Annotated in this window: 17 protein-coding genes and 3 tRNA genes; 8 read left to right on the top strand and 12 right to left on the bottom strand. The window is 61.6% G+C overall.

What is annotated here, in order from left to right:
• Window positions 1–119: 119 nt before the first annotated feature.
• Window positions 120–2774: an alanine--tRNA ligase gene (gene alaS / locus ACI3KQ_RS05505; RefSeq protein WP_404955578.1), complete on the top strand. Its 2655-nt coding sequence runs from the start codon at window positions 120–122 to the stop codon at window positions 2772–2774.
• Between the two features lie 97 nt (window positions 2775–2871).
• On the opposite strand, the gene ACI3KQ_RS05500 is transcribed toward alaS, so the two are convergent.
• The 7 genes from ACI3KQ_RS05500 to aroA all read right to left on the bottom strand — a co-directional run bounded on the left by ACI3KQ_RS05500 (window position 2872) and on the right by aroA (window position 9442).
• Entirely contained in the window at window positions 2872–4656 is a 1785-nt protein-coding gene (locus ACI3KQ_RS05500; RefSeq protein ID WP_404955576.1) for a cation:proton antiporter, read from the bottom strand.
• 74 nt (window positions 4657–4730) lie between these two features.
• Window positions 4731–4816 (bottom strand) — tRNA-Leu (locus tag ACI3KQ_RS05495).
• Between the two features lie 53 nt (window positions 4817–4869).
• Window positions 4870–5157 (bottom strand): integration host factor subunit beta, encoded by a 288-nt coding sequence (locus tag ACI3KQ_RS05490; protein ID WP_404955574.1) that lies wholly within the window; start codon window positions 5155–5157, stop codon window positions 4870–4872.
• A gap of 175 nt (window positions 5158–5332) precedes the next feature.
• Complete coding sequence (rpsA, locus tag ACI3KQ_RS05485) at window positions 5333–7045, bottom strand: 30S ribosomal protein S1 (protein WP_404955572.1); 1713 nt, start codon at window positions 7043–7045, stop codon at window positions 5333–5335.
• 167 nt (window positions 7046–7212) lie between these two features.
• Window positions 7213–7848 carry a (d)CMP kinase gene (locus ACI3KQ_RS05480; RefSeq protein WP_404955570.1) on the bottom strand — a complete coding sequence of 212 codons (636 nt, stop codon included), beginning with the start codon at window positions 7846–7848 and terminating at the stop codon, window positions 7213–7215.
• On the bottom strand, window positions 7845–8096 hold the full coding sequence (locus tag ACI3KQ_RS05475) for a hypothetical protein (protein WP_404955568.1): 252 nt from the start codon (window positions 8094–8096) through the stop codon (window positions 7845–7847). Before ACI3KQ_RS05475 ends, ACI3KQ_RS05480 begins: the two co-directional genes overlap by 4 nt.
• On the bottom strand, window positions 8093–9442 hold the full coding sequence (gene aroA / locus ACI3KQ_RS05470; RefSeq protein ID WP_404955566.1) for a 3-phosphoshikimate 1-carboxyvinyltransferase: 1350 nt from the start codon (window positions 9440–9442) through the stop codon (window positions 8093–8095). Before aroA ends, ACI3KQ_RS05475 begins: the two co-directional genes overlap by 4 nt.
• 146 nt (window positions 9443–9588) lie before the next feature.
• On the opposite strand from aroA, the gene ACI3KQ_RS05465 reads away from it, so the two are divergent.
• From ACI3KQ_RS05465 to ACI3KQ_RS05455, 3 genes are all read left to right on the top strand, one after another.
• Window positions 9589–9927 carry a TIGR02300 family protein gene (locus ACI3KQ_RS05465; protein WP_404955564.1) on the top strand — a complete coding sequence of 113 codons (339 nt, stop codon included), beginning with the start codon at window positions 9589–9591 and terminating at the stop codon, window positions 9925–9927.
• An 86-nt stretch (window positions 9928–10013) separates the two neighbouring features.
• Window positions 10014–10089: transfer RNA gene (locus ACI3KQ_RS05460), tRNA-Ala, on the top strand.
• A 192-nt stretch (window positions 10090–10281) separates the two neighbouring features.
• A tRNA-Ala gene (locus ACI3KQ_RS05455) sits at window positions 10282–10357 on the top strand.
• Between the two features lie 173 nt (window positions 10358–10530).
• Here the strand turns inward: ACI3KQ_RS05455 and ACI3KQ_RS05450 are convergent.
• Window positions 10531–11343, bottom strand: a complete 813-nt coding sequence (locus ACI3KQ_RS05450) for an NAD(P)H-binding protein (protein WP_404955562.1) — start codon at window positions 11341–11343, stop codon at window positions 10531–10533.
• A gap of 70 nt (window positions 11344–11413) precedes the next feature.
• Window positions 11414–13690: an ATP-dependent helicase gene (locus tag ACI3KQ_RS05445; protein WP_404955560.1), complete on the bottom strand. Its 2277-nt coding sequence runs from the start codon at window positions 13688–13690 to the stop codon at window positions 11414–11416.
• 102 nt (window positions 13691–13792) lie between these two features.
• Here ACI3KQ_RS05445 and ACI3KQ_RS05440 point away from each other — a divergent pair, with 102 nt between their 5' ends.
• Together ACI3KQ_RS05440 and ACI3KQ_RS05435 are read left to right on the top strand one after the other, a co-directional pair.
• A complete protein-coding gene (locus ACI3KQ_RS05440; RefSeq protein WP_404955558.1) occupies window positions 13793–14188 on the top strand; it encodes a GFA family protein in 396 nt (131 codons plus the stop codon).
• Window positions 14189–14319: 131 nt separating this feature from the next.
• The gene (locus tag ACI3KQ_RS05435; protein ID WP_404955556.1) at window positions 14320–14733 is read left to right on the top strand and encodes a Fe-S oxidoreductase; all 414 of its coding nucleotides are present in this window, start codon (window positions 14320–14322) and stop codon (window positions 14731–14733) included.
• Here ACI3KQ_RS05435 and ACI3KQ_RS05430 read toward each other — a convergent pair whose 3' ends face one another.
• Window positions 14734–15168, bottom strand: coding sequence for an RrF2 family transcriptional regulator (locus ACI3KQ_RS05430; protein WP_404955554.1), 435 nt, complete (start codon window positions 15166–15168; stop codon window positions 14734–14736).
• A gap of 110 nt (window positions 15169–15278) precedes the next feature.
• Here ACI3KQ_RS05430 and ACI3KQ_RS05425 point away from each other — a divergent pair, with 110 nt between their 5' ends.
• Window positions 15279–15728 carry a globin domain-containing protein gene (locus ACI3KQ_RS05425; protein ID WP_404955552.1) on the top strand — a complete coding sequence of 150 codons (450 nt, stop codon included), beginning with the start codon at window positions 15279–15281 and terminating at the stop codon, window positions 15726–15728.
• Window positions 15729–15789: 61 nt separating this feature from the next.
• On the opposite strand, the gene rsmD is transcribed toward ACI3KQ_RS05425, so the two are convergent.
• A complete protein-coding gene (gene rsmD, locus ACI3KQ_RS05420; RefSeq protein WP_404955840.1) occupies window positions 15790–16353 on the bottom strand; it encodes a 16S rRNA (guanine(966)-N(2))-methyltransferase RsmD in 564 nt (187 codons plus the stop codon).
• A gap of 31 nt (window positions 16354–16384) precedes the next feature.
• On the bottom strand, window positions 16385–17302 hold the full coding sequence (locus tag ACI3KQ_RS05415) for a pseudouridine synthase (RefSeq protein WP_404955550.1): 918 nt from the start codon (window positions 17300–17302) through the stop codon (window positions 16385–16387).
• Between the two features lie 171 nt (window positions 17303–17473).
• Here ACI3KQ_RS05415 and ACI3KQ_RS05410 point away from each other — a divergent pair, with 171 nt between their 5' ends.
• Complete coding sequence (locus tag ACI3KQ_RS05410; protein WP_404955548.1) at window positions 17474–17956, top strand: response regulator; 483 nt, start codon at window positions 17474–17476, stop codon at window positions 17954–17956.
• Window positions 17957–18077 lie beyond the last annotated feature (121 nt).

Raw genomic sequence — 18077 nt, 5'->3', positions numbered from 1 at the left:
CGGGGCAATGGCGACATCATCCAAAGGCCATCCCCGCCTGTCGGATAAGAAAACCCGCTTGACCCCTGCGGTGAAAAGCCCCGCTTGTGCGCCGGGGCGCTTGCAACTAAATCGCCCCCATGACATCGACAAACGACATTCGCCGCTCCTTCCTCGACTATTTCGGGGCGAACGGCCACACCATCGTTCCGTCCGCGCCTCTGGTGCCGCACAACGACCCGACCCTGATGTTCGTCAACGCGGGCATGGTGCCGTTCAAGAATGTCTTTACCGGATTGGAATCGCGGCCTTATTCCACCGCGACCAGCAGCCAGAAGTCGGTCCGCGCGGGCGGCAAGCATAACGACCTCGACAATGTCGGCTACACCGCGCGCCACCATACTTTCTTCGAAATGCTCGGCAATTTCAGCTTCGGCGATTATTTCAAGGAACAGGCAATTGTTCACGCCTGGACCCTGCTCACAAAGGAGTGGGGCCTGCCCGCTGAAAAACTGACGGCAACGGTCTATCACACCGACGACGAAGCCTTTGATCTGTGGAAAAAAATTGCGGGCCTGCCTGACCAGCGCATCATTCGCATCCCGACCAAGGATAATTTCTGGGCGATGGGCGACAGCGGTCCCTGCGGCCCCTGTTCGGAAATCTTCTACGATCATGGCGATCATATCTGGGGCGGACCTCCCGGATCGCCTGAGGAAGACGGCGATCGTTTCGTTGAGATCTGGAACCTCGTCTTCATGCAATATGAGCAGGAAGCTAACGAGATCGTGGGTGAATTGCCCCGGCCCAGCATCGACACCGGCATGGGGCTGGAGCGAGTCGCCGCCGTGCTTCAGGGCGTCCATAACAATTATGACACCGACACGTTCAAGGCGCTGATCGAAGAATCGGGCGCACTGACCCGGACCGCCATTGATGGCGAGCATCAGGCCAGCCACCGCGTCATTGCCGACCATCTGCGGTCGACCAGCTTCCTGATCGCGGACGGCGTGCTCCCCGCGAACGAAGGCCGCGGCTATGTTCTGCGCCGTATCATGCGCCGCGCCATGCGCCACGCGCACATCATCGGTGCCAAGGAACCCTTGATGCACCGTCTGGTGCCCAGCCTGGTGTCCGAAATGGGCGGCGCCTATCAGGAACTGGTCCGCGCCCAGCCTCTGATCGAAGAAACGCTGCTGCGTGAAGAAACCCGCTTCCGCCAGACGTTGGAAAAGGGGTTGAAACTGCTCGACGAAGCGACGGTCGGCCTTTCCGAAGGCGGCACGCTCCCCGGTGAGACTGCGTTCAAGCTCTACGACACCTACGGCTTCCCCTACGACCTGACCGAAGATGCGCTGCGCTCGCGTGGGCTGGGCGTTGACCGGGGCGGCTTTGACAAGGCGATGGCTGAACAAAAGGCCGCTGCCCGCGCCGCGTGGAAAGGCTCCGGGGAAAAGGCGTCTGACGAAATCTGGTTCGACATTGCCGAAACCACCGGCAGCACCGAATTCATCGGCTATAACGGCACGGAAGGTGAGGGCGAAGTGCTCGCGCTGGTCAAGGACGGCGCGCGCATCGACGCGGCGGGGCCGGGCGATGAGGTCATCATCATTGCCAACCAGACGCCATTTTACGGTGAAAGCGGCGGCCAGATGGGCGATGCTGGCACCATCACCTCGCAATCGGGCCTGGTCGCGGATGTCGAGGACACGTCAAAGCCGCTCGGTCGTATCCACGCCCACCGGGCAAAGGTTGGCGCCGGTAGCGTCAAGGTTGGCGACACGATCCACATGGCGGTCGATATCAGCCGCCGCGACCGCATTCGTGCCAATCACAGCGCAACGCACCTGTTGCATGCCGCCCTTCGCAATGAGTTGGGCGCCCACGTCACGCAAAAGGGCAGCCTTGTCGCGCCGGATCGCCTGCGTTTCGATTTTTCCCACCCCGAAGCGCTGACGCATAGCCAGATCGCCGCCGTGGAAATGCATGTGAACGCGCAGATCCGCCACAATGAGGCGGTGACGACCCGGCTAATGACGCCCGATGACGCGATTTCGGCGGGAGCGATGGCTCTGTTCGGTGAGAAATATGGCGATGAAGTTCGCGTCCTGTCCATGGGCAGGGGCGACGCCAACAGCTATTCGGTCGAACTGTGCGGCGGCACCCATGTTCACGCGACGGGCGACATCGCGATCTTCAAGATCATTTCGGAAAGCGCCGTTTCCTCAGGCGTCCGTCGTATCGAAGCACTGACCGGCGAATCCGCCCGGCTCTGGCTCACTGATCGGGAGGAACGCCTGCGTCAGTCCGCCGCCGCGCTCAAGACGACGCCGGATGAGGTTCCGGCCCGTATCGCCGCGCTGATCGAACAGACCCGCAAGATTGAACGTGAACTCGCCGAAGCAAAGAAGGCGCTGGCTCTCGGCGGTGGCGGTAGCGCTCAAGCGGCGGGTCCCGAAAAGGTCGGCAACGTGAACTTCATCGGTCAGGTGATCGAAGGTCTCGACCCCAAGGAACTGCGCGGCCTGATCGATCAGAACAAGGCGGCCCTTGGCAGCGGCGTCTCCGCCGTCCTTGCGGTGGTCGAAGGCCGCGCCAGCATCGCCGTAGGCGTGACCGATGATTTGGTGGGCAACATCAGCGCTGTCGATCTCGTCCGTGCAGGCGTCGAAGCGCTGGGCGGCAAGGGCGGCGGCGGTCGGCCGGACATGGCGCAGGGCGGCGGTCCCGAAGGTGACAAGGCGCAGGCCGCATTAGATGCCGTGAAGGCCGCTCTGGCCAGCGTCCCGGCTTGACGTTGGCCATAGGTGCGCAGGGGGCGCTTTCCTTAAGGGGAAATTGCTTCCCCGTGCCACTGGAGTAGCTCAAAAATCCGTCGCGAATGCGTCGGCGTCAGGGCACCTCATCTGTCCGCAGCCTTCGCAGTTTCGGCGCTGTCTCCATATGCGCCGCCTCCTTGATCCCCATCCGCAGGTCCTCGCGCGTCTGGTGGATGGACGCGATCACCGGGCCCATCGCCACGCCCAGATCAACAAGCGCTGTTTCAGCGAGTTGGAGCGAGCTTTCCAGCGTTTCAGGCACGGCGTCGCTGGCCCCGGCCTGGTAAAGCTGCGCGGCATGATTGGTATCGCGGGCGCGTGCGATGATCGGAAGGTCGGGCACCCATCCCCGGACGCGCTTGGTCACGCGAATGGACAGCACCGGGTCGTCCATCGTCAGGATCAGCGCGCGCGCATGGCCCAAACGCAGCTTGTCCATCATTTCGACACGCGACACGTCGCCAAAAAGGATGGGATATCCGCCGCGCCGGGCTTCGGCGACGACATCCGCGTCGGATTCCACGACGATGAAGCGCTGATTATGAACCCGCAGAAGGTCGCAAACCATGCGCCCGACCCGACCGAAGCCAATGACGACGGCGGCGGCTTCGGTGCTTTCCACTTCGGCGTCGGTCATCTCCTCACCCAGCGCCATTTCCAGTCGGCGGGCGAAATCATGGCCGATACGGGCCAGCAATGGCGTGATGGTCAGGCCGATTGCGGTCACGATTTGCCAGAATGCGGCGGTCGAAGGCAGGATGAGTTGTGCCGCTGCCGCTGCCGTCAGGACGATGAGGGTTGTTTCCGACGGGCTGGACATAAGCACGCCAACCTCCAGGGCCACTCCCTTGCGTGCCCCGGAGAAATACAGGAGCGCCGCTGTAACCAGCGTCTTGGCGACGACAACGCCCAACACGGCAAGGACCAGCGATGGCCAGTTGGCCAGGATGACGCGAACGTCCAGGCTCATGCCGACAGTGATCAGGAACACGCCCAGCGCCAGTCCCTTGAACGGAGCGGTCATGACTTCGACTTCGCCATGATAGTCGGTTTCGGCGATCAAAAGCCCCGCCAGCAGCGCCCCGACAATGGGGGATAGCCCCGCGATCGACGTGGCGAGGCTGGATACGATGACGACCAGCAGGCTGGCTGCCAGAAACACCTCAGGACTCTTCGTGCGAGCTGCCTGGCGAAAAATATGTGGCAGGAAAATTCGGCCGAGCACCAGCATGACCGCGATGGTCACGCCGCCCTTGAACAAAGTGCTCGCCAACTCCGTCCACGCACCATCGGGGCTGGTCGCAATCGATGGCGCGAGCGCACCGAGCATGAAGATGATTGGCACAAGCGCCAAATCTTCGAACAACAACATGGAAAAGGCGGCGCGCCCGACCGCGCTTTGGGTGCCGACGATAGGAAGCACCACGGCGGTCGACGACAGGGCGAGCGCAAGGCCAAGGCCAAAAGCCCCCGCTGCCGACTGCCCCAATGCATAAAGGCCCCCGGCTATCAGGGTGGCGCTGCCGATCAGTTCAGTCGCGCCGACGCCGAACACCTGGGTCCTCATGGTCCACAGCCGCCGAAAACTAAGTTCCAACCCGATCGAGAATAGCAGCAATATGACGCCAAGTTCCGCGAACGGCTCTATGGCTTCCTGATTGGAAATAGTGACATGAAAAAGCCACGGATATTGGCTTACGAGCGACCCAAGCCCTGCTGGCCCTACCGCCAGGCCCACCAAGATAAAACCGATCACCGGGCTGACGCGAAATCTGGCGAAGGCCGGGATAACCAATCCTGCCGCGCCCAGGATGACGAGGGAATCGCTGAAACTTTGTGGATTGATCGCACCGGTCATGCCACATCATCGCGGCAAGCCAGCCGAATTTCCAGCGTTATAGCTGATCCTGCCTGGCCATATCGATTTCCACCTGGTGCGGACGGCGGGACTTGAACCCGCATTCCCAGGGGGAGGCGGATTTTAAGTCCGCTGCGTCTACCGATTTCGCCACGTCCGCATGGCTTTACCCCCTGACGCTTGCGCGCTTCGACGTCAAGGACGCGGCGGCGATCAAGTCACCTTGCTGTTCAGCCGTTCACGCATTTCTTTGCCCGGTTTGAAATAGGGCACGCGCTTGGCCGACACCGGCACCTGTTCCCCCGTGCGCGGATTGCGCCCGGTCCGCGCGTCCCGTGCACGCGTCGTAAATGCCCCGAAACCGCGCAGCTCGACCCGGCCCCCGCCCGACAGCTGCTCGACAATTTCCTTGAAGAAAAGGTCAACGATCCTCTCGACCTCTGGAAGGCCCAGGTCCGGATTTTCATCCGCCAACGTCTGAATCAATTCTGAACGTATCATCGGTCCTCCAGCTCCCCCTTCTGGTTCCCATAGCATTCATACTGAATCCGCAAACCCCTGACAATTGGCCATTGTCGGTAGTCATTTCTTATTTTGGGATAAGAAAAAGCCCGCCGGAATGAAGTTCCGGCGGGCCTTATTACTTTCGCTATATCGAAAGCTATATCGAAGGGTTTCAGCCTTCGCTCTTGGCCTTCAGCGCTTCGCCCAGAATGTCGCCCAGCGACGCGCCGCTGTCGGACGATCCGTACTGAGCCACGGCCTGCTTCTCTTCAGCGATCTGCATCGCCTTGACGGAGAAGGTTGGCTTCTTGGCGCGGTCGAAACCGGTAACCATGGCGTCGAACTTCTGGCCCAGCTGGAAGCGTTCCGAACGCTGTTCGTCGCGGTCGCGGCCAAGGTCGCTGCGCTTGATGAAGCCAGTGGCGCCATCTTCGCCGGCCTGTACTTCCAGGCCGCCGTCGCGCACTTCCAGGACCGTCACGGTGACGATCGCGTTCTTGTTCAGACCGGCTGCAGCGGCCGATGTGCCGCCAGCGGCAGGGCCGCCACGCTCAAGCTGCTTCATGCCAAGGCTGATGCGTTCCTTCTCGACGTCGATGTCCAGAACAACGGCTTCGACAGTCTCGCCCTTGCGGTGCAGCGCCAGCGCGTCTTCGCCCGAAATGCCCCATGCGATGTCCGACATGTGGACCATGCCGTCCACGTCGCCGTCCAGGCCGATGAACAGACCGAATTCGGTCGCGTTCTTGACTTCGCCTTCGACGGTCGAACCGATCGGGTGGCGTTCTGCAAAGCTGTCCCAGGGATTGCTCTGGGCCTGCTTGAGGCCAAGCGAGATACGGCGCTTTTCGGGATCGACTTCCAGAACCAGGACTTCGACTTCCTGGCTGGTCGAAACGATCTTGCCGGGATGCACGTTCTTCTTGGTCCAGGACATTTCCGAAACATGGACCAGGCCTTCGATGCCGGCTTCCAGTTCGACGAACGCACCATATTCGGTGATGTTCGTGACACGGCCCGACAGCTTCGCGCCGATCGGATACTTGGCGGCGGCGCCTTCCCACGGATCGCTTTCCAACTGCTTCATGCCCAGGCTGATGCGCTGGGTGTCGCGGTTGATGCGGATGATCTGGACACGGACGGTATCGCCGATGTTGATCATCTCGTTGGGGTGGTTGATGCGCTTGTACGACAGGTCGGTGACGTGCAGCAGGCCATCGATGCCGCCCAGATCAACGAACGCACCATAGTCGGTGATGTTCTTGACCACGCCTTCGATGATCTGACCTTCGGCCAGCGTCTGGATAAGGCCGCTGCGCTGTTCGGCGCGGGTTTCTTCCAGGATGGCGCGGCGCGACACGACGATGTTGCCGCGGCGGCGATCCATCTTCAGGATCTGGAAAGGCTGCGGAATGTCCATCAGCGGGGTGACGTCGCGAACCGGGCGGATGTCGACCTGGCTGCCGGGCAGGAACGCCACGGCGCCGTCGAGGTCGACGGTGAAGCCACCCTTGACGCGGCCGAAGATGACGCCTTCGACGCGGGCGCTTTCGGTGAATTCGGATTCCAGCTTGTCCCATGCGGCTTCGCGGCGCGCGCGGTCGCGCGACAGCATGGCTTCGCCATGGGCGTTTTCGACGCGATCGACATAGACTTCGACTTCGTCGCCGACCTTCAGGTCAGCCTTCTGGCCAGGCGCGGCGAATTCGCGCAGCGGCACGCGGCCTTCCGACTTCAGGCCGACGTCGATCAGCGCCATGTCGTTTTCGATGCCGGTTACAGTGCCCTTGACGACGCGGCCTTCAAAGCCGCCATCTTCACCACCGAGAGCTTCATTGAGAAGCGCGGCGAAATCGTCGCGCGAGGGGAATGCCGTAGAGGCCATAAATAGTCCTTCACTCATCATTGCTGGCCTGCCGGTTGTATCCGGCGGTCTTTAGGCCAAAACGTCCGCCCGACCGAATGCCGCACGAACGTCCATCAGCCATCGGGAGTCGACGCTCAGCAGAAAAGCGAAAAGGGCGCGTGGAAATGCCACGCGCCGTCGCTGTGTCAGGCTTTACGCCGACGTTCCAACTGGGCGTCCACCAGCGCGATGGCTTGCTGGACGGCGGCGTCTATAGTCAAATTGCTGGTGTCGAGCAAGTCCGCGCCATCGGCCACGCGCAATGGAGCATGGTCGCGGCTCATGTCGCGCGTATCGCGGGCCTGGATGTCGGCGATGAGGCTGTCCATATCGGGGTGGCCGCCATGAGCGATGCCATCGTCATAGCGGCGTTGCGCCCGCACATGAACGCTGGCGGTCACGAAAATCTTGGCATCGGCATCGGGCACAATGACGGTGGCGATGTCACGTCCATCCAGGATAGCGCCACCTGGCTGAGCGGCGAAATCGCGCTGCCTCTGGATAAGCGCTTCCCGTACCGTCGGGTGGATGGATACGCGAGAGGCGAGCGATCCGACCGCCTCTGTCCGCAGGGAAGGGTCTGACAGGACCGTATCCTGAAAATCGCATGCGGCAAGAGCGTCCGCTTCAAGGTCCGGGTCCCCACTCGCCTTCAGCACGGAAAGCCCGACGGCCCGGTAAAGCAAACCCGTGTCCAGGCATGGAAGGCCATAATGATCGGCCAAGGCGCGGGCGATAGTGCCCTTGCCCGAAGCGGCGGGGCCGTCGACGGCAATGATCATATCCGCCTTCCTTTCCTTAGCGCCTTCCACAGGCTGACCACAGCAATCAGCGCCCATACGACTTCCAGCGCCATCGACGCCATGTTGAAATGGACGGTGAGCGACGCGATCAGCAGCAGTGCGCCTATCAGGTTCAACAGGTTGAACAGCACGAAGTTCAACGTCCGCGCCATGTTGCTGTAGGCAAAGGCGCCGACCATCAAACCGCTCCCAATCAGGCCTATGATATTGGCAAGGTCGAACGTCATGGGATCGCGCCCAGCGTCTGGAGCAGGGCGGTGAAGCCAGGGAAACTCGTCGCAACGGGGCGCATGTCATCGACCGTCAGTCCGCCGGCCGTAGCGAGACCGGCAACCGCAAAGCTCATCGCGATCCGATGGTCGAGCGATGCCGCGATGACTGGCGGGGATTTGCCGCCCGGCAGGGGCGCTCCGCCCGTTCCTTCGATGATCAGGCCATCTTCGACTTCTTGCACCCGTGCGCCGATCTGGGTGAGGCCCCGCGCCATCAGGGCGATGCGATCGGATTCCTTGACGCGCAATTCGTCCAGGCCGCTGGTCCGCGTGGCGCCATGGGCAAAGGATGCCGCGACGAAAAAGACCGGAAATTCATCGATCATGCTGGGCGCGACCTCGGGCGGCACGTCGATGCCCGACAGCCTGCTATAGCGGGCGGTAATGTCGGCAACCGGTTCGCCGCCTACTTCCCGTTCATTGGAGAAGCTGAGGTCAGCGCCCATCGCCGACAGGATTCCGAACAGGCCAGCCCTGGTCGGGTTCATGCCGACATTGGTCACCGTGATTTCCGAACCGGGCGTGATAAGCGCCGCGACGATCGGGAAAGCGGCTGACGATGGATCGCCGGGCACAGTGATGGCCTGGGGGCGAAGCTCTGCCTCTCCGGTCAGGGTGATGATGCGGGTGCCATCGGCCTCAACCTCGACCTTCAGGTCCGCGCCGAATCCTTTCAGCATGCGTTCGCTATGGTCGCGGGTGGGAACCGGCTCGACCATGCGCGTGATGCCGGGGGCATTCAGGCCGGCGAGGAGGATGGCGGACTTCACCTGAGCCGAAGCGACCGGAAGGCGATAGTCGAGCGGGACGGCAGGACAGGCGCCCCGCATGGTAAGCGGCAACCGGTCGCCGGGGCTGGTCATGAAGCTTGCGCCCATGCGCGAAAGCGGCTCGGTCACACGGGCCATGGGCCGTTTGCTCAGCGAAGCGTCGCCGATAAAAGTGGCGGTGATGCCATGGCTGGCGACCAGGCCCATGAGCAGTCGGGTCGATGTGCCGCTATTTCCCATGTCGAGCGCCGTCTGGGGCTGAAGAAGGCCGCCGACGCCCACTCCATTTATGTGCCAGACGCCATTTTCATCGCGGCGGATGTCGGCCCCCATGGCGCGCATGGCCGCTGCGGTTGCAAGGACATCTTCACCTTCCAGCAGGCCTTCCACCCGACTTTCGCCTACAGCAAGGGCCGAAAGCATTAGCGATCGATGCGAAATGCTCTTGTCGCCCGGCACGGTCACATGGCCGGACAGCGGCGGCGCGCTGGAAAAAGTCATCGGGCAGGGTTGGTCAGAAGAAGCGGTCACGCGTGAATCCGTTGCGAAAGCTGAAAATTTGCGCCCGGCTTTTGACAGCGCGGTTCCGCTATGGCAAGGCGCGCCACGCTTTGCGGACGACGTTGTCGTGCCGCGTGATTTCTGTTTGAGCATTCGCGAGAAGGACAAGGCCGGACATGGTCAAGGCTGAATGGGGTACGAAGCGTACCTGCCCGAAATGCGCCACGCGCTTCTATGACCTGGGCAAGAACGACCCGGTTGTTTGCATCAGTTGCAACACCGCATGGGAACCCGAACCGGTCCTGAAATCCAAGCAGCCGCTGCCCTATGAGGAAGCGCCCAAAAAGGTGATCGAGACCGCCGACGGTGAGCGTGAGACGGCTGACGACGATCTGGATCTGGATCTGGACGTGGATGATGACGGCGATTCGCCCGACAATGACGTTGATCTTGGTGGCGACGACGATCTGGGCGTGGACGCCGCGGCTAATGATGGCGATGACATCGACAATTAAGCGAATTTAGCACTTGCCAAGGGGGTTGCTGCGGCATAATTGCAGCGCCTCCGAAGCGCCGGACCCAAATGGCGCTGATGGTGGATGGGGCCTTAGCTCAGCTGGGAGAGCGCCTGCATGGCATGCAGGAGGTCAGCGGTTCGATCCCGCTAGGCTCCACCAGTTTTACCGATAGGAATGTCGTCCGGCGGACGGTTCGCGGTAAAGCTCCCTGATGTAAGCGCGGGGTTGGCAAGGTCATAACTGACCTTCTTGACCGGTAGTGCGAACGATGGGCATTCAGATATTTGGCCGACGGCTTCTTGCCGGACATGGCCTGAACCATTGGGATGCGGCATGATGCCGCAATATGATGGGGCCTTAGCTCAGCTGGGAGAGCGCCTGCATGGCATGCAGGAGGTCAGCGGTTCGATCCCGCTAGGCTCCACCAATTTTCCATAGAAGAACGCGATAGACACTCCTTCATCGACCCGCCTGTTTTGCAGCCGCCCGTCGGCTGCCCACTTTCCCTGGCGTTCCTTGGTGAAACGCGTCGAGCGTGAAGGCGCATCGCAGAAGGCTATCTGGGGACTGCCGTAGATAGGCTCAACGCGTTCCCGACCCTTAAATGCTCCAGACCCCTGTGCTGGCCGCCTCGCGCGCATATTCGGCGAAGGTGCGCGGCTTGCGGCCCAGCACTTGTTCCACATCATTCGTGACATAGGCCAATTTCCCATCGGCGATGCCGGAATAGGTCTGGTCATATTCTTCGGGCAAACCGTTGGACCGCAGAAAGTCGCGGAATTCGTCCAGCGTGATGGGCTTGTAGACGATGTTTCGCCCGATCGCTTTCGTCAGTACGTCCGCCGCCTCGGCAAAGCCAAGCAGCGCTGGGCCGGTCAACTCATAGGTTTGTCCGATATGCCGGTCATCGAACAACGCTTCCGCTGCCACAGCGGCCACATCTTCGATATCGATGAACGGTTCGGTGGCGTCCCCTACGGGCAAGCTGATCTCGCCCGCCAGCACGGCTTCGTAAAAGGACATCTCCGAAAAATTCTGCATGAACCATGCGGGTTGAAGGATGGTCCAGTCGGCGGCAGATGACCTGAAGCCGCTTTCCACGGACGCCATGAATTGCGCGTCGGCCCGCCCGGACAGAAGGACCTGACGCCTCACCCCGCAAGACAGAGCCAGCTGGGAAAAGCTCCCAATCTGCTCGCCCGCGTCGGGATGGGTGTTGTCGTGATGGGCGATGTAGATGCCGTCCACCCCCTCCAGCACGGCTTTCCAGGTCGATGGATCATCCCAAAGGAATCTATATTCGGCGCTCCGCGATGCGACGCGAACATTGTGGCCCATGGCTGTCAGGCGTTCCGCGACCCGGCGTCCCGTCTTTCCGTTTCCGCCGATAAGGAGAATGGTTGACTGGCTCATTGTCTCTTCATCCGATCATCATCTGGCTGTCTCAAGCAAAGGACCGTGGCAGGGGCGATATGTGGGGGGATCAAGCCAGTTGAACGAAGCTGTCCATCACTCGCTTGCGCCCCGCCGTTTCGAAATCGATTTCCAGCTTGTTGCCTTCAATCTGGGCGATCGTGCCATAGCCGAATTTCTGATGAAAGACGCGCAGGCCCAGACTCACATCATTGCGGCCCTTGTTGCCCAGCGAAACCGCCGAAGCGCGCGCTTCGACGATGCGCACCGGCTCTTTCACGAAATGGCCGCCTTGCTGGGCGCGTTGCCAGCCGGGACCACGGCCGGAACCGCGCTGAACATTGGCGAAGGGATCGGCGCGTTCCGACCAGTTCGCGCGCCAGAGCGACGCGCCTCCGGTCATGCTGCTTTCCTCCTCCACATGTTCGGGCGGAAGTTCGCCCACGAAGCGTGACGGGATGGAACTGGTCCACTGGCCATAGATCCGGCGGTTGGCCGCATGCAGGACGACGCAGCGCTTTCGCGCGCGGGTGAGCGCGACATAGGCGAGCCGGCGTTCTTCCTCCAGGGAATTGAGGCCGCCTTCATCCAGAGCGCGTTGCGACGGGAACAGTCCTTCTTCCCAACCCGCCAGGAAAACCGTGTCGAATTCCAGCCCCTTGGCGGCATGGATGGTCATGATCGTGACCTTGCGCTCCTCCGCCTGCGCTTCATTGTCCATGACGAGCGAGACATGCTCCAGGAACGCGCCCAGCGTTTCATATTCCTCCATCGCGCGGGCAAGTTCGCTCAGATTTTCGAGCCGCCCCGCGCTTTCGGTCGTGCGTTCGGCCTGGAGCATCGCGGTATAGCCGCTTTCGTCCAGAATCTGGCGGGCCAGCTCCGCATGGGGCAGTTGCGCCGCGCGATCGCGCCAGCGGGCAAGGTCGCCGATAAACGTGCCCAGCGAGCGGCGCGCCTGCGGCGTCAGTTCGTCCGTGTCCAAAATGCGCGCAGCCGCCAGCGTCAACGCTATGCCTTCCGCCCGCGCCAGGCGGTGGAGCTTCTCCACGGCCTTGTCGCCAAGGCCGCGTTTGGGAACATTGACGATCCGTTCGAAGGCTAGATCGTCGGCGGGTTGGTTGACAAGGCGCAGATAGGCGAGCGCATCGCGAATTTCGGCGCGTTCGTAAAAGCGAAATCCCCCAACGATGCGATAGGGCATGCCGATCTGGATAAAACGATCTTCGAACTCGCGGGTCTGGTGCTGTGCGCGAACCAATATGGCAATATCGTCCAACGATTGGCCACCGCGCTGGATCGTTTCAATCTCATCACCGACTCGCCGCGCTTCTTCCGGCCCATCCCATACGCCGATGACGCGGACCTTGTCCCCCACGTCGACATCGGTCCACAATGTCTTGCCCAGGCGATTGCCATTTTCGGCGATCACCCCGGATGCCGCGCCCAATATGTGGGGCGTCGAACGGTAATTCTGTTCCAGGCGGACGATCTTCGCCCCAGGAAAATCCTTTTCAAAACGCAGGATATTGGCGACTTCGGCCCCGCGCCAGCTATAGATGGACTGGTCGTCATCACCGACGCAGCAGATATTCTTGCGCTGCTGGGCGAGCAGGCGGAGCCAGAGATATTGGCTGCTGTTCGTGTCCTGATATTCGTCGACCATGATGTAGCGAAAACGCTGCTGATAGCTTTCCAGAACATCGCGGTGGCGTTTCAGGATGGTGAGCACATGCAGGAGCAGATCGCCAAAGTCGCACGCATTCACAGCGCGCAGGCGGGCCTGATAGGCGGCGTACAGCTTCTGCCCACGACCATTGGCATAGGCTTCGCTTTCGCCCGCGCCGATTTCCTCTGGCGTCAGCCCCTTGTTCTTCCACTGGTCGATCAGGCCGCCCAACTGCCGGGCAGGCCATCTCTTTTCATCAATGCCCTCGGCCTGGATCAGCTGCTTCATCAGGCGCAACTGGTCGTCCGTATCCAGGATCGTGAAGTTTGATTGCAGCCCGACCAGTTCCGCATGGCGCCGAAGCATCTTGGCGGCGATGGCGTGAAAGGTGCCCAGCCAGGGCATGCCTTCCACCGCAGGGCCGATCATGCGACCGACCCGATCCCGCATTTCCCGCGCCGCCTTGTTCGTGAATGTGACGGCCAGAATTTCGGATGGATAGGCGCGGCGGGTGGCAACCAGATGGGCGAGCCGGGCCGTCAGTGCCGCCGTCTTTCCTGTGCCTGCGCCCGCGAGCACCAGCACCGGGCCTTCGGTCGTAAGGACGGCTTCCCGCTGGGGCGTGTTCAGTCCCTGAAGATAGGGGGCATCGTCAGGTGAGGGGGCGGGCAGGGTCATGAAAGGACAACTAGGTAGTGGAACGGATGGGGGCAAGGCCAAGGACTTGCGGCGTGCGTCGATCTATGAGAACAAAAGGGGAATTCTGCAAGGAGGAATGTCATGGCGACCGGACGATGCCAGTGCGGCGATATAAGCTATGAGGTAGAGGGTGATCCGCATCACAGCGCATTATGTCATTGCGCCGACTGCCGCCGCAGCGCTGGTGCGCATATGGTTGGATGGGCATTGTTTTCGCAGGACAACGTTCGGGTGACGGGATCGCCGACGCTTTACCGGTCGTCGGAACATGTCACGCGCCAATTTTGCGGAAAGTGCGGGACGGGGCTTTTCTATACCAATTCGTCGGCATTCCCCGGAATGATCGACGTGCAAACCGCGACCTTGGACGACCAATCCGTCTATCCGCCCGCCATTCATGTCCAATGGGCGGAAGCAGCGCCCTGGATGGGGCAAGCGCATGAACTTCCCAAATTCGATCGATTTCCTGAAGGGTAGGGCGTCAGGATCACTCATCTGGCGGCGCATTGGAAACGGTTCGTCGCCGGGTCAGGAACGCGCGGTTCACCAATCCGGTTTGTTGCCCAGTCCGAAGGGATCAAGGGTGACAATAAGGAAAGGAAAGCCCGATGAAATCGATCATCTTTGCAGGCATCGCCACGCTGGCATTTACGACCAGCGCCGCTGGCGTCGCGATTGCGCAGGATAGCGGCGCGGCGACGGCGCAGCCTCCCGAAACAGCAATGCCGGCAGATCCTGCCGACCCCAGCGTCAGCCCTGCAACGCCATCGACGGGTGCAGATCCGAACGCCTCGCAACCGACAGGGGCCGTCCCTCCCACCACGGGAATGGTGCCCGCACCCGCAGGAGTGCCCGATAACCCCGCCGCGCCCGTCGGAAGCTCGGCTAATCCTGTTACGGTTGGCGGAAACATGACACCCCCGCCGACCGAGGCAAAGGACTACCCGCTGTGCAGCAGGACTGTTCAGGACAGTTGCATCAATCCGGGCGAAGCGAAGAAGGCGGTGCGCAACCGTCGCTAACTAATGGACTTGGACGGGCAGGGCCGCGATCAAAGCGAGCAGCCCTGCCCGGTCCTGCGCCGCATCGGCAAGGCTGTGCTGATCGAGCACCTGCAGAAATGCACCCACGGCTGCTCGTAATATCGACGTCAGACCACATGCGGTGCGCAAGACGCAGCCGCCACAGTCCGCCATATTCATGTCAGGCTCAGTATATCGGACCACATCGCCCAGCGTGATCAGTTCAGGAACCCGCGCAAGGGTGAAACCGCCGCCGCGCCCGCGTTGGGTTTCGATAAATCCCCCCCGTCCCAGATGGTGGACGACCTTCATCAAATGGTTGCGCGACAGGTCATAGGCGTCGGCAATCTCACCGATAGTGGCGCGCCCATTGGGCACCACCGCCAGATGAAGAAGTACGCGCAGGGCGTAATCGGTATGCCGGGTCAGTTGCATCGGTTGTCGTTAGGCACGCGGCTTCCGCTTTAGAACATGTATGATATTTACATGTTAAAACATGCTCGGTAAATACACCTTTACCGAATCAGACCAGAGGGGTGCATTTCATGAACCAGCTTAGTGCCGAAACCATCGCGATCGTGAAGGCGACCGCTCCCGCACTGCGCCAGCATGGCGTCGCCATCACGACGGCCATGTATGCCCGCCTGTTTCAGGATGCGTCGATCAAGGACATGTTCGATCAAGCCGCGCAGGAAAGCGGTGAGCAGCCCAAGCGACTGGCTGCGGCCATTTTGGGATATGCCGAAAATATCGACAAGTTGCAGGCGCTGGGCGGCGCGGTTGAACGGATGGTGCAGCGGCATGTCGAAACCGGCGTCAAGCCCGAACATTATCCCAAGGTTGCCCAGGCGCTTCTGCCTGCGATCCGCGACGTTCTGGGCGAAGATGTCGCGACCGACGCGGTATTGGAAGCATGGGGCAAGGCTTACTGGTTCCTCGCTGACATATTGATCGGCAAGGAAGCACAGGCCTATGAGGATGCAGAAGCCGCGTAAACGCTGACCGCACGCTTCCAGCTCCCCCGGCAGGGAAGGGCTGGAAGCGCGCCGCAAACAATCACTCGGATGCGCGCAACAGCGTCAGCCGGGCCTTGCCGACATCGCGCACTGTATCCGCGGTAAAGCCCTTCACATCGATATCTTCCCGCCGGTCTGTTTCAACGCTGATCCAGGTCGCAGGGCCAGTCCATCCAAGCCGTCCCAGCTTGTCGAGCGCCACCGCGCCCGCGCCGCTATTATAGGGCGGATCCATGAAGATAAGGTCGAGCGGCTTGGGCGCACTCCCCAGCGACAGGACGCTGCTCTGGCGAATGTCGGGGCGAATGCCCAGCCGGTCCCCATTGGCGCGGATCGCGTCCAGCGCGGCACGGTCCTGCTCCACGAACAGGCAGGTGGCGGCGCCGCGCGACAGTGCTTCAAAGCCAAGCGCGCCTGATCCCGCGAAAAAATCCCCCACGGCCAGTCCGTCAAAAGACCCCAACCGGCTCACCAGCATGGAAAACAGCGTTTCGCGCGTCCGATCCGCCGTCGGGCGGGTGGCGTCGCCCTTTGGCGCTGTCAGCGTGCGGCCTCGCCATTGGCCTGCGATTATTCTCATGGCGTGCGATCCAGATAGAAGGATGGAGTAGGTTTGTCGAACCAGCAAGAAGGGGTCAGCCCTTGGCGTTCTTCAGCCCCTTGCGGAAGACATTAAGGTCATGTTCCTTGACCTCCTCGACCGCGCCGGGTGCCAGTTCGCCCAGATGGAAAGGACCATAGCTGGTACGGATAAGGCGGCTGACCTCTAGCCCCAGATGTTCCAGGACCCGCCGCACTTCGCGATTCTTGCCCTCGGTCAGCGTCATTTCTATCCACTGGTTGCGGCCGGTCCGGCGTTCCAGATTGGCGTTGATCGCGCCATAACGCATGCCCTCAATCTCGACACCGTGGATCAGGTCCTCCAGCTGCGCCTGGCTGATGTCGCCAAAGGCGCGGGCGCGATAGGTCCGGGGAACGCCGGTAGCGGGCAATTCCATCTGCCGCTTGAACTCTCCGTCGGTGGTGAGCAGCAGCAGCCCTTCGGTCGTCATGTCCAGCCGACCGATCGGCATCACGCGCGGCAGGTCGGCGGGCAATCGGTCATATATGGTCGCGCGCCCACGCGGGTCCCGCTCCGTCGTCAGGCAGCCGGATGGCTTGTGAAACAGGAACAGCCGGGTAGGGGCTGGCTGTGCGACCGGATTGCCGTCCACAGCGACGCCGCGCAGCGAACTGAGCAAGGTCGCGGGCGTGGTAACGACCTCTCCGTTCAGCGTCACCCGGCCATCTTCGATCATCCGTTCGACTTCGCGCCGTGACGCGATCCCCGCACGGGCGAGCAATTTGGCGACGCGCTGCGGTTCGCTCTGGCCGCTGGCAGCAGCAGCGGCGCGACCAGGATGCGGGTTCGCGGGCGTGGTCGGCCCCGTCCGTGGCTTGCGAAAAGGCGGGCGAGCAGGCCGCGAACCCGGCTCAGGCTTGCTCCCAAACGGACGTCGGGGGCCACCAGGTCCAGCCCTGCGGGGCGGTCCAGATTTTTTCGGCGGTTCCACGACTGACTTCCTTTTATCGGCGATGGGCATTCCCATATCGGTAATGCCATGAAAATGACGAAACGTGCCGCCCTGTCGTCAGTGCGAGCGTCGGCTGTTTTGCTTGGCTGAAACCCGCACGACGCACTGCGCGTTGGTCGGGTGAATGACGCATATGGGGCAGATCGGCAAATGTTTTTCGGGCTTGTAAAGGGCGAGGCGCGGCAAGGCCGGGAAATGAAGACGATCCGCAACGTGCTGATCGTCGAAGATGAGCCATTGGTGGCTTTCGACAATGAACATGCCCTCGAACAGGCGGGCTATCACGTCGCGGCCACGGTCGAGGATTATGACCATGCGGTTAGCGTGATCGAGGATGATGAGGTTGATATCGTCATCGCCGACATTGCCCTGCATGGAGACAAAACCGGCGTCGACGTGGCGCGCCATGCTCATGAAAGAGGATTGCCGGTGCTGTTCGTGACCGGCGCCTGCCCGGTGGACGCCATCGACATGGCCGTGGGATGTTTAGCCAAACCCTATCTCCCACGCGATCTGATCGCCGCCATTCACGTCATCGAAGCCAGGCTACGCGGGATACAGCCGACACGCCTGCCCGCGGGCCTCCGCCTGTTCGGCGAGGCCGAGGGCGACGGCAGCGACCAGCTTTCCTGACCCGGCGCTACATCTGGTCGGCTGATCATCGCGATAATGACGGTCGAATAAGCTGGATGTCGTGAATGCGCAGCCAGCGGGTTGTCTCGACGGCATTTGTCCATATGGTGGCGCGCGTTAC

The sequence above is a fragment of the Sphingobium sp. ZW T5_29 genome (genome assembly GCF_044987515.1).
GTDB lineage: Bacteria > Pseudomonadota > Alphaproteobacteria > Sphingomonadales > Sphingomonadaceae > Sphingobium.
The sequence above is the reverse complement of the archived record's forward strand: the minus strand, read 5'-3'. Positions and strand labels throughout refer to the sequence as shown.

Bases quoted from the DNA above. Each gene is read 5' to 3' on its own strand.
- alaS (WP_404955578.1), top strand. From the start codon at position 120: ATGACATCGACAAACGACATTCGCCGCTCCTTCCTCGACTATTTCGGG.
- ACI3KQ_RS05500 (WP_404955576.1), bottom strand. From the start codon at position 4,656: ATGACCGGTGCGATCAATCCACAAAGTTTCAGCGATTCCCTCGTCATC.
- ACI3KQ_RS05490 (WP_404955574.1), bottom strand. From the start codon at position 5,157: ATGATACGTTCAGAATTGATTCAGACGTTGGCGGATGAAAATCCGGAC.
- rpsA (WP_404955572.1), bottom strand. From the start codon at position 7,045: ATGGCCTCTACGGCATTCCCCTCGCGCGACGATTTCGCCGCGCTTCTC.
- ACI3KQ_RS05480 (WP_404955570.1), bottom strand. From the start codon at position 7,848: ATGATCATTGCCGTCGACGGCCCCGCCGCTTCGGGCAAGGGCACTATC.
- ACI3KQ_RS05475 (WP_404955568.1), bottom strand. From the start codon at position 8,096: ATGACGTTCGACCTTGCCAATATCATAGGCCTGATTGGGAGCGGTTTG.
- ACI3KQ_RS05465 (WP_404955564.1), top strand. From the start codon at position 9,589: ATGGTCAAGGCTGAATGGGGTACGAAGCGTACCTGCCCGAAATGCGCC.
- ACI3KQ_RS05450 (WP_404955562.1), bottom strand. From the start codon at position 11,343: ATGAGCCAGTCAACCATTCTCCTTATCGGCGGAAACGGAAAGACGGGA.
- ACI3KQ_RS05445 (WP_404955560.1), bottom strand. From the start codon at position 13,690: ATGACCCTGCCCGCCCCCTCACCTGACGATGCCCCCTATCTTCAGGGA.
- ACI3KQ_RS05440 (WP_404955558.1), top strand. From the start codon at position 13,793: ATGGCGACCGGACGATGCCAGTGCGGCGATATAAGCTATGAGGTAGAG.
- ACI3KQ_RS05435 (WP_404955556.1), top strand. From the start codon at position 14,320: ATGAAATCGATCATCTTTGCAGGCATCGCCACGCTGGCATTTACGACC.
- ACI3KQ_RS05430 (WP_404955554.1), bottom strand. From the start codon at position 15,168: ATGCAACTGACCCGGCATACCGATTACGCCCTGCGCGTACTTCTTCAT.
- ACI3KQ_RS05425 (WP_404955552.1), top strand. From the start codon at position 15,279: ATGAACCAGCTTAGTGCCGAAACCATCGCGATCGTGAAGGCGACCGCT.
- ACI3KQ_RS05410 (WP_404955548.1), top strand. From the start codon at position 17,474: ATGTTTTTCGGGCTTGTAAAGGGCGAGGCGCGGCAAGGCCGGGAAATG.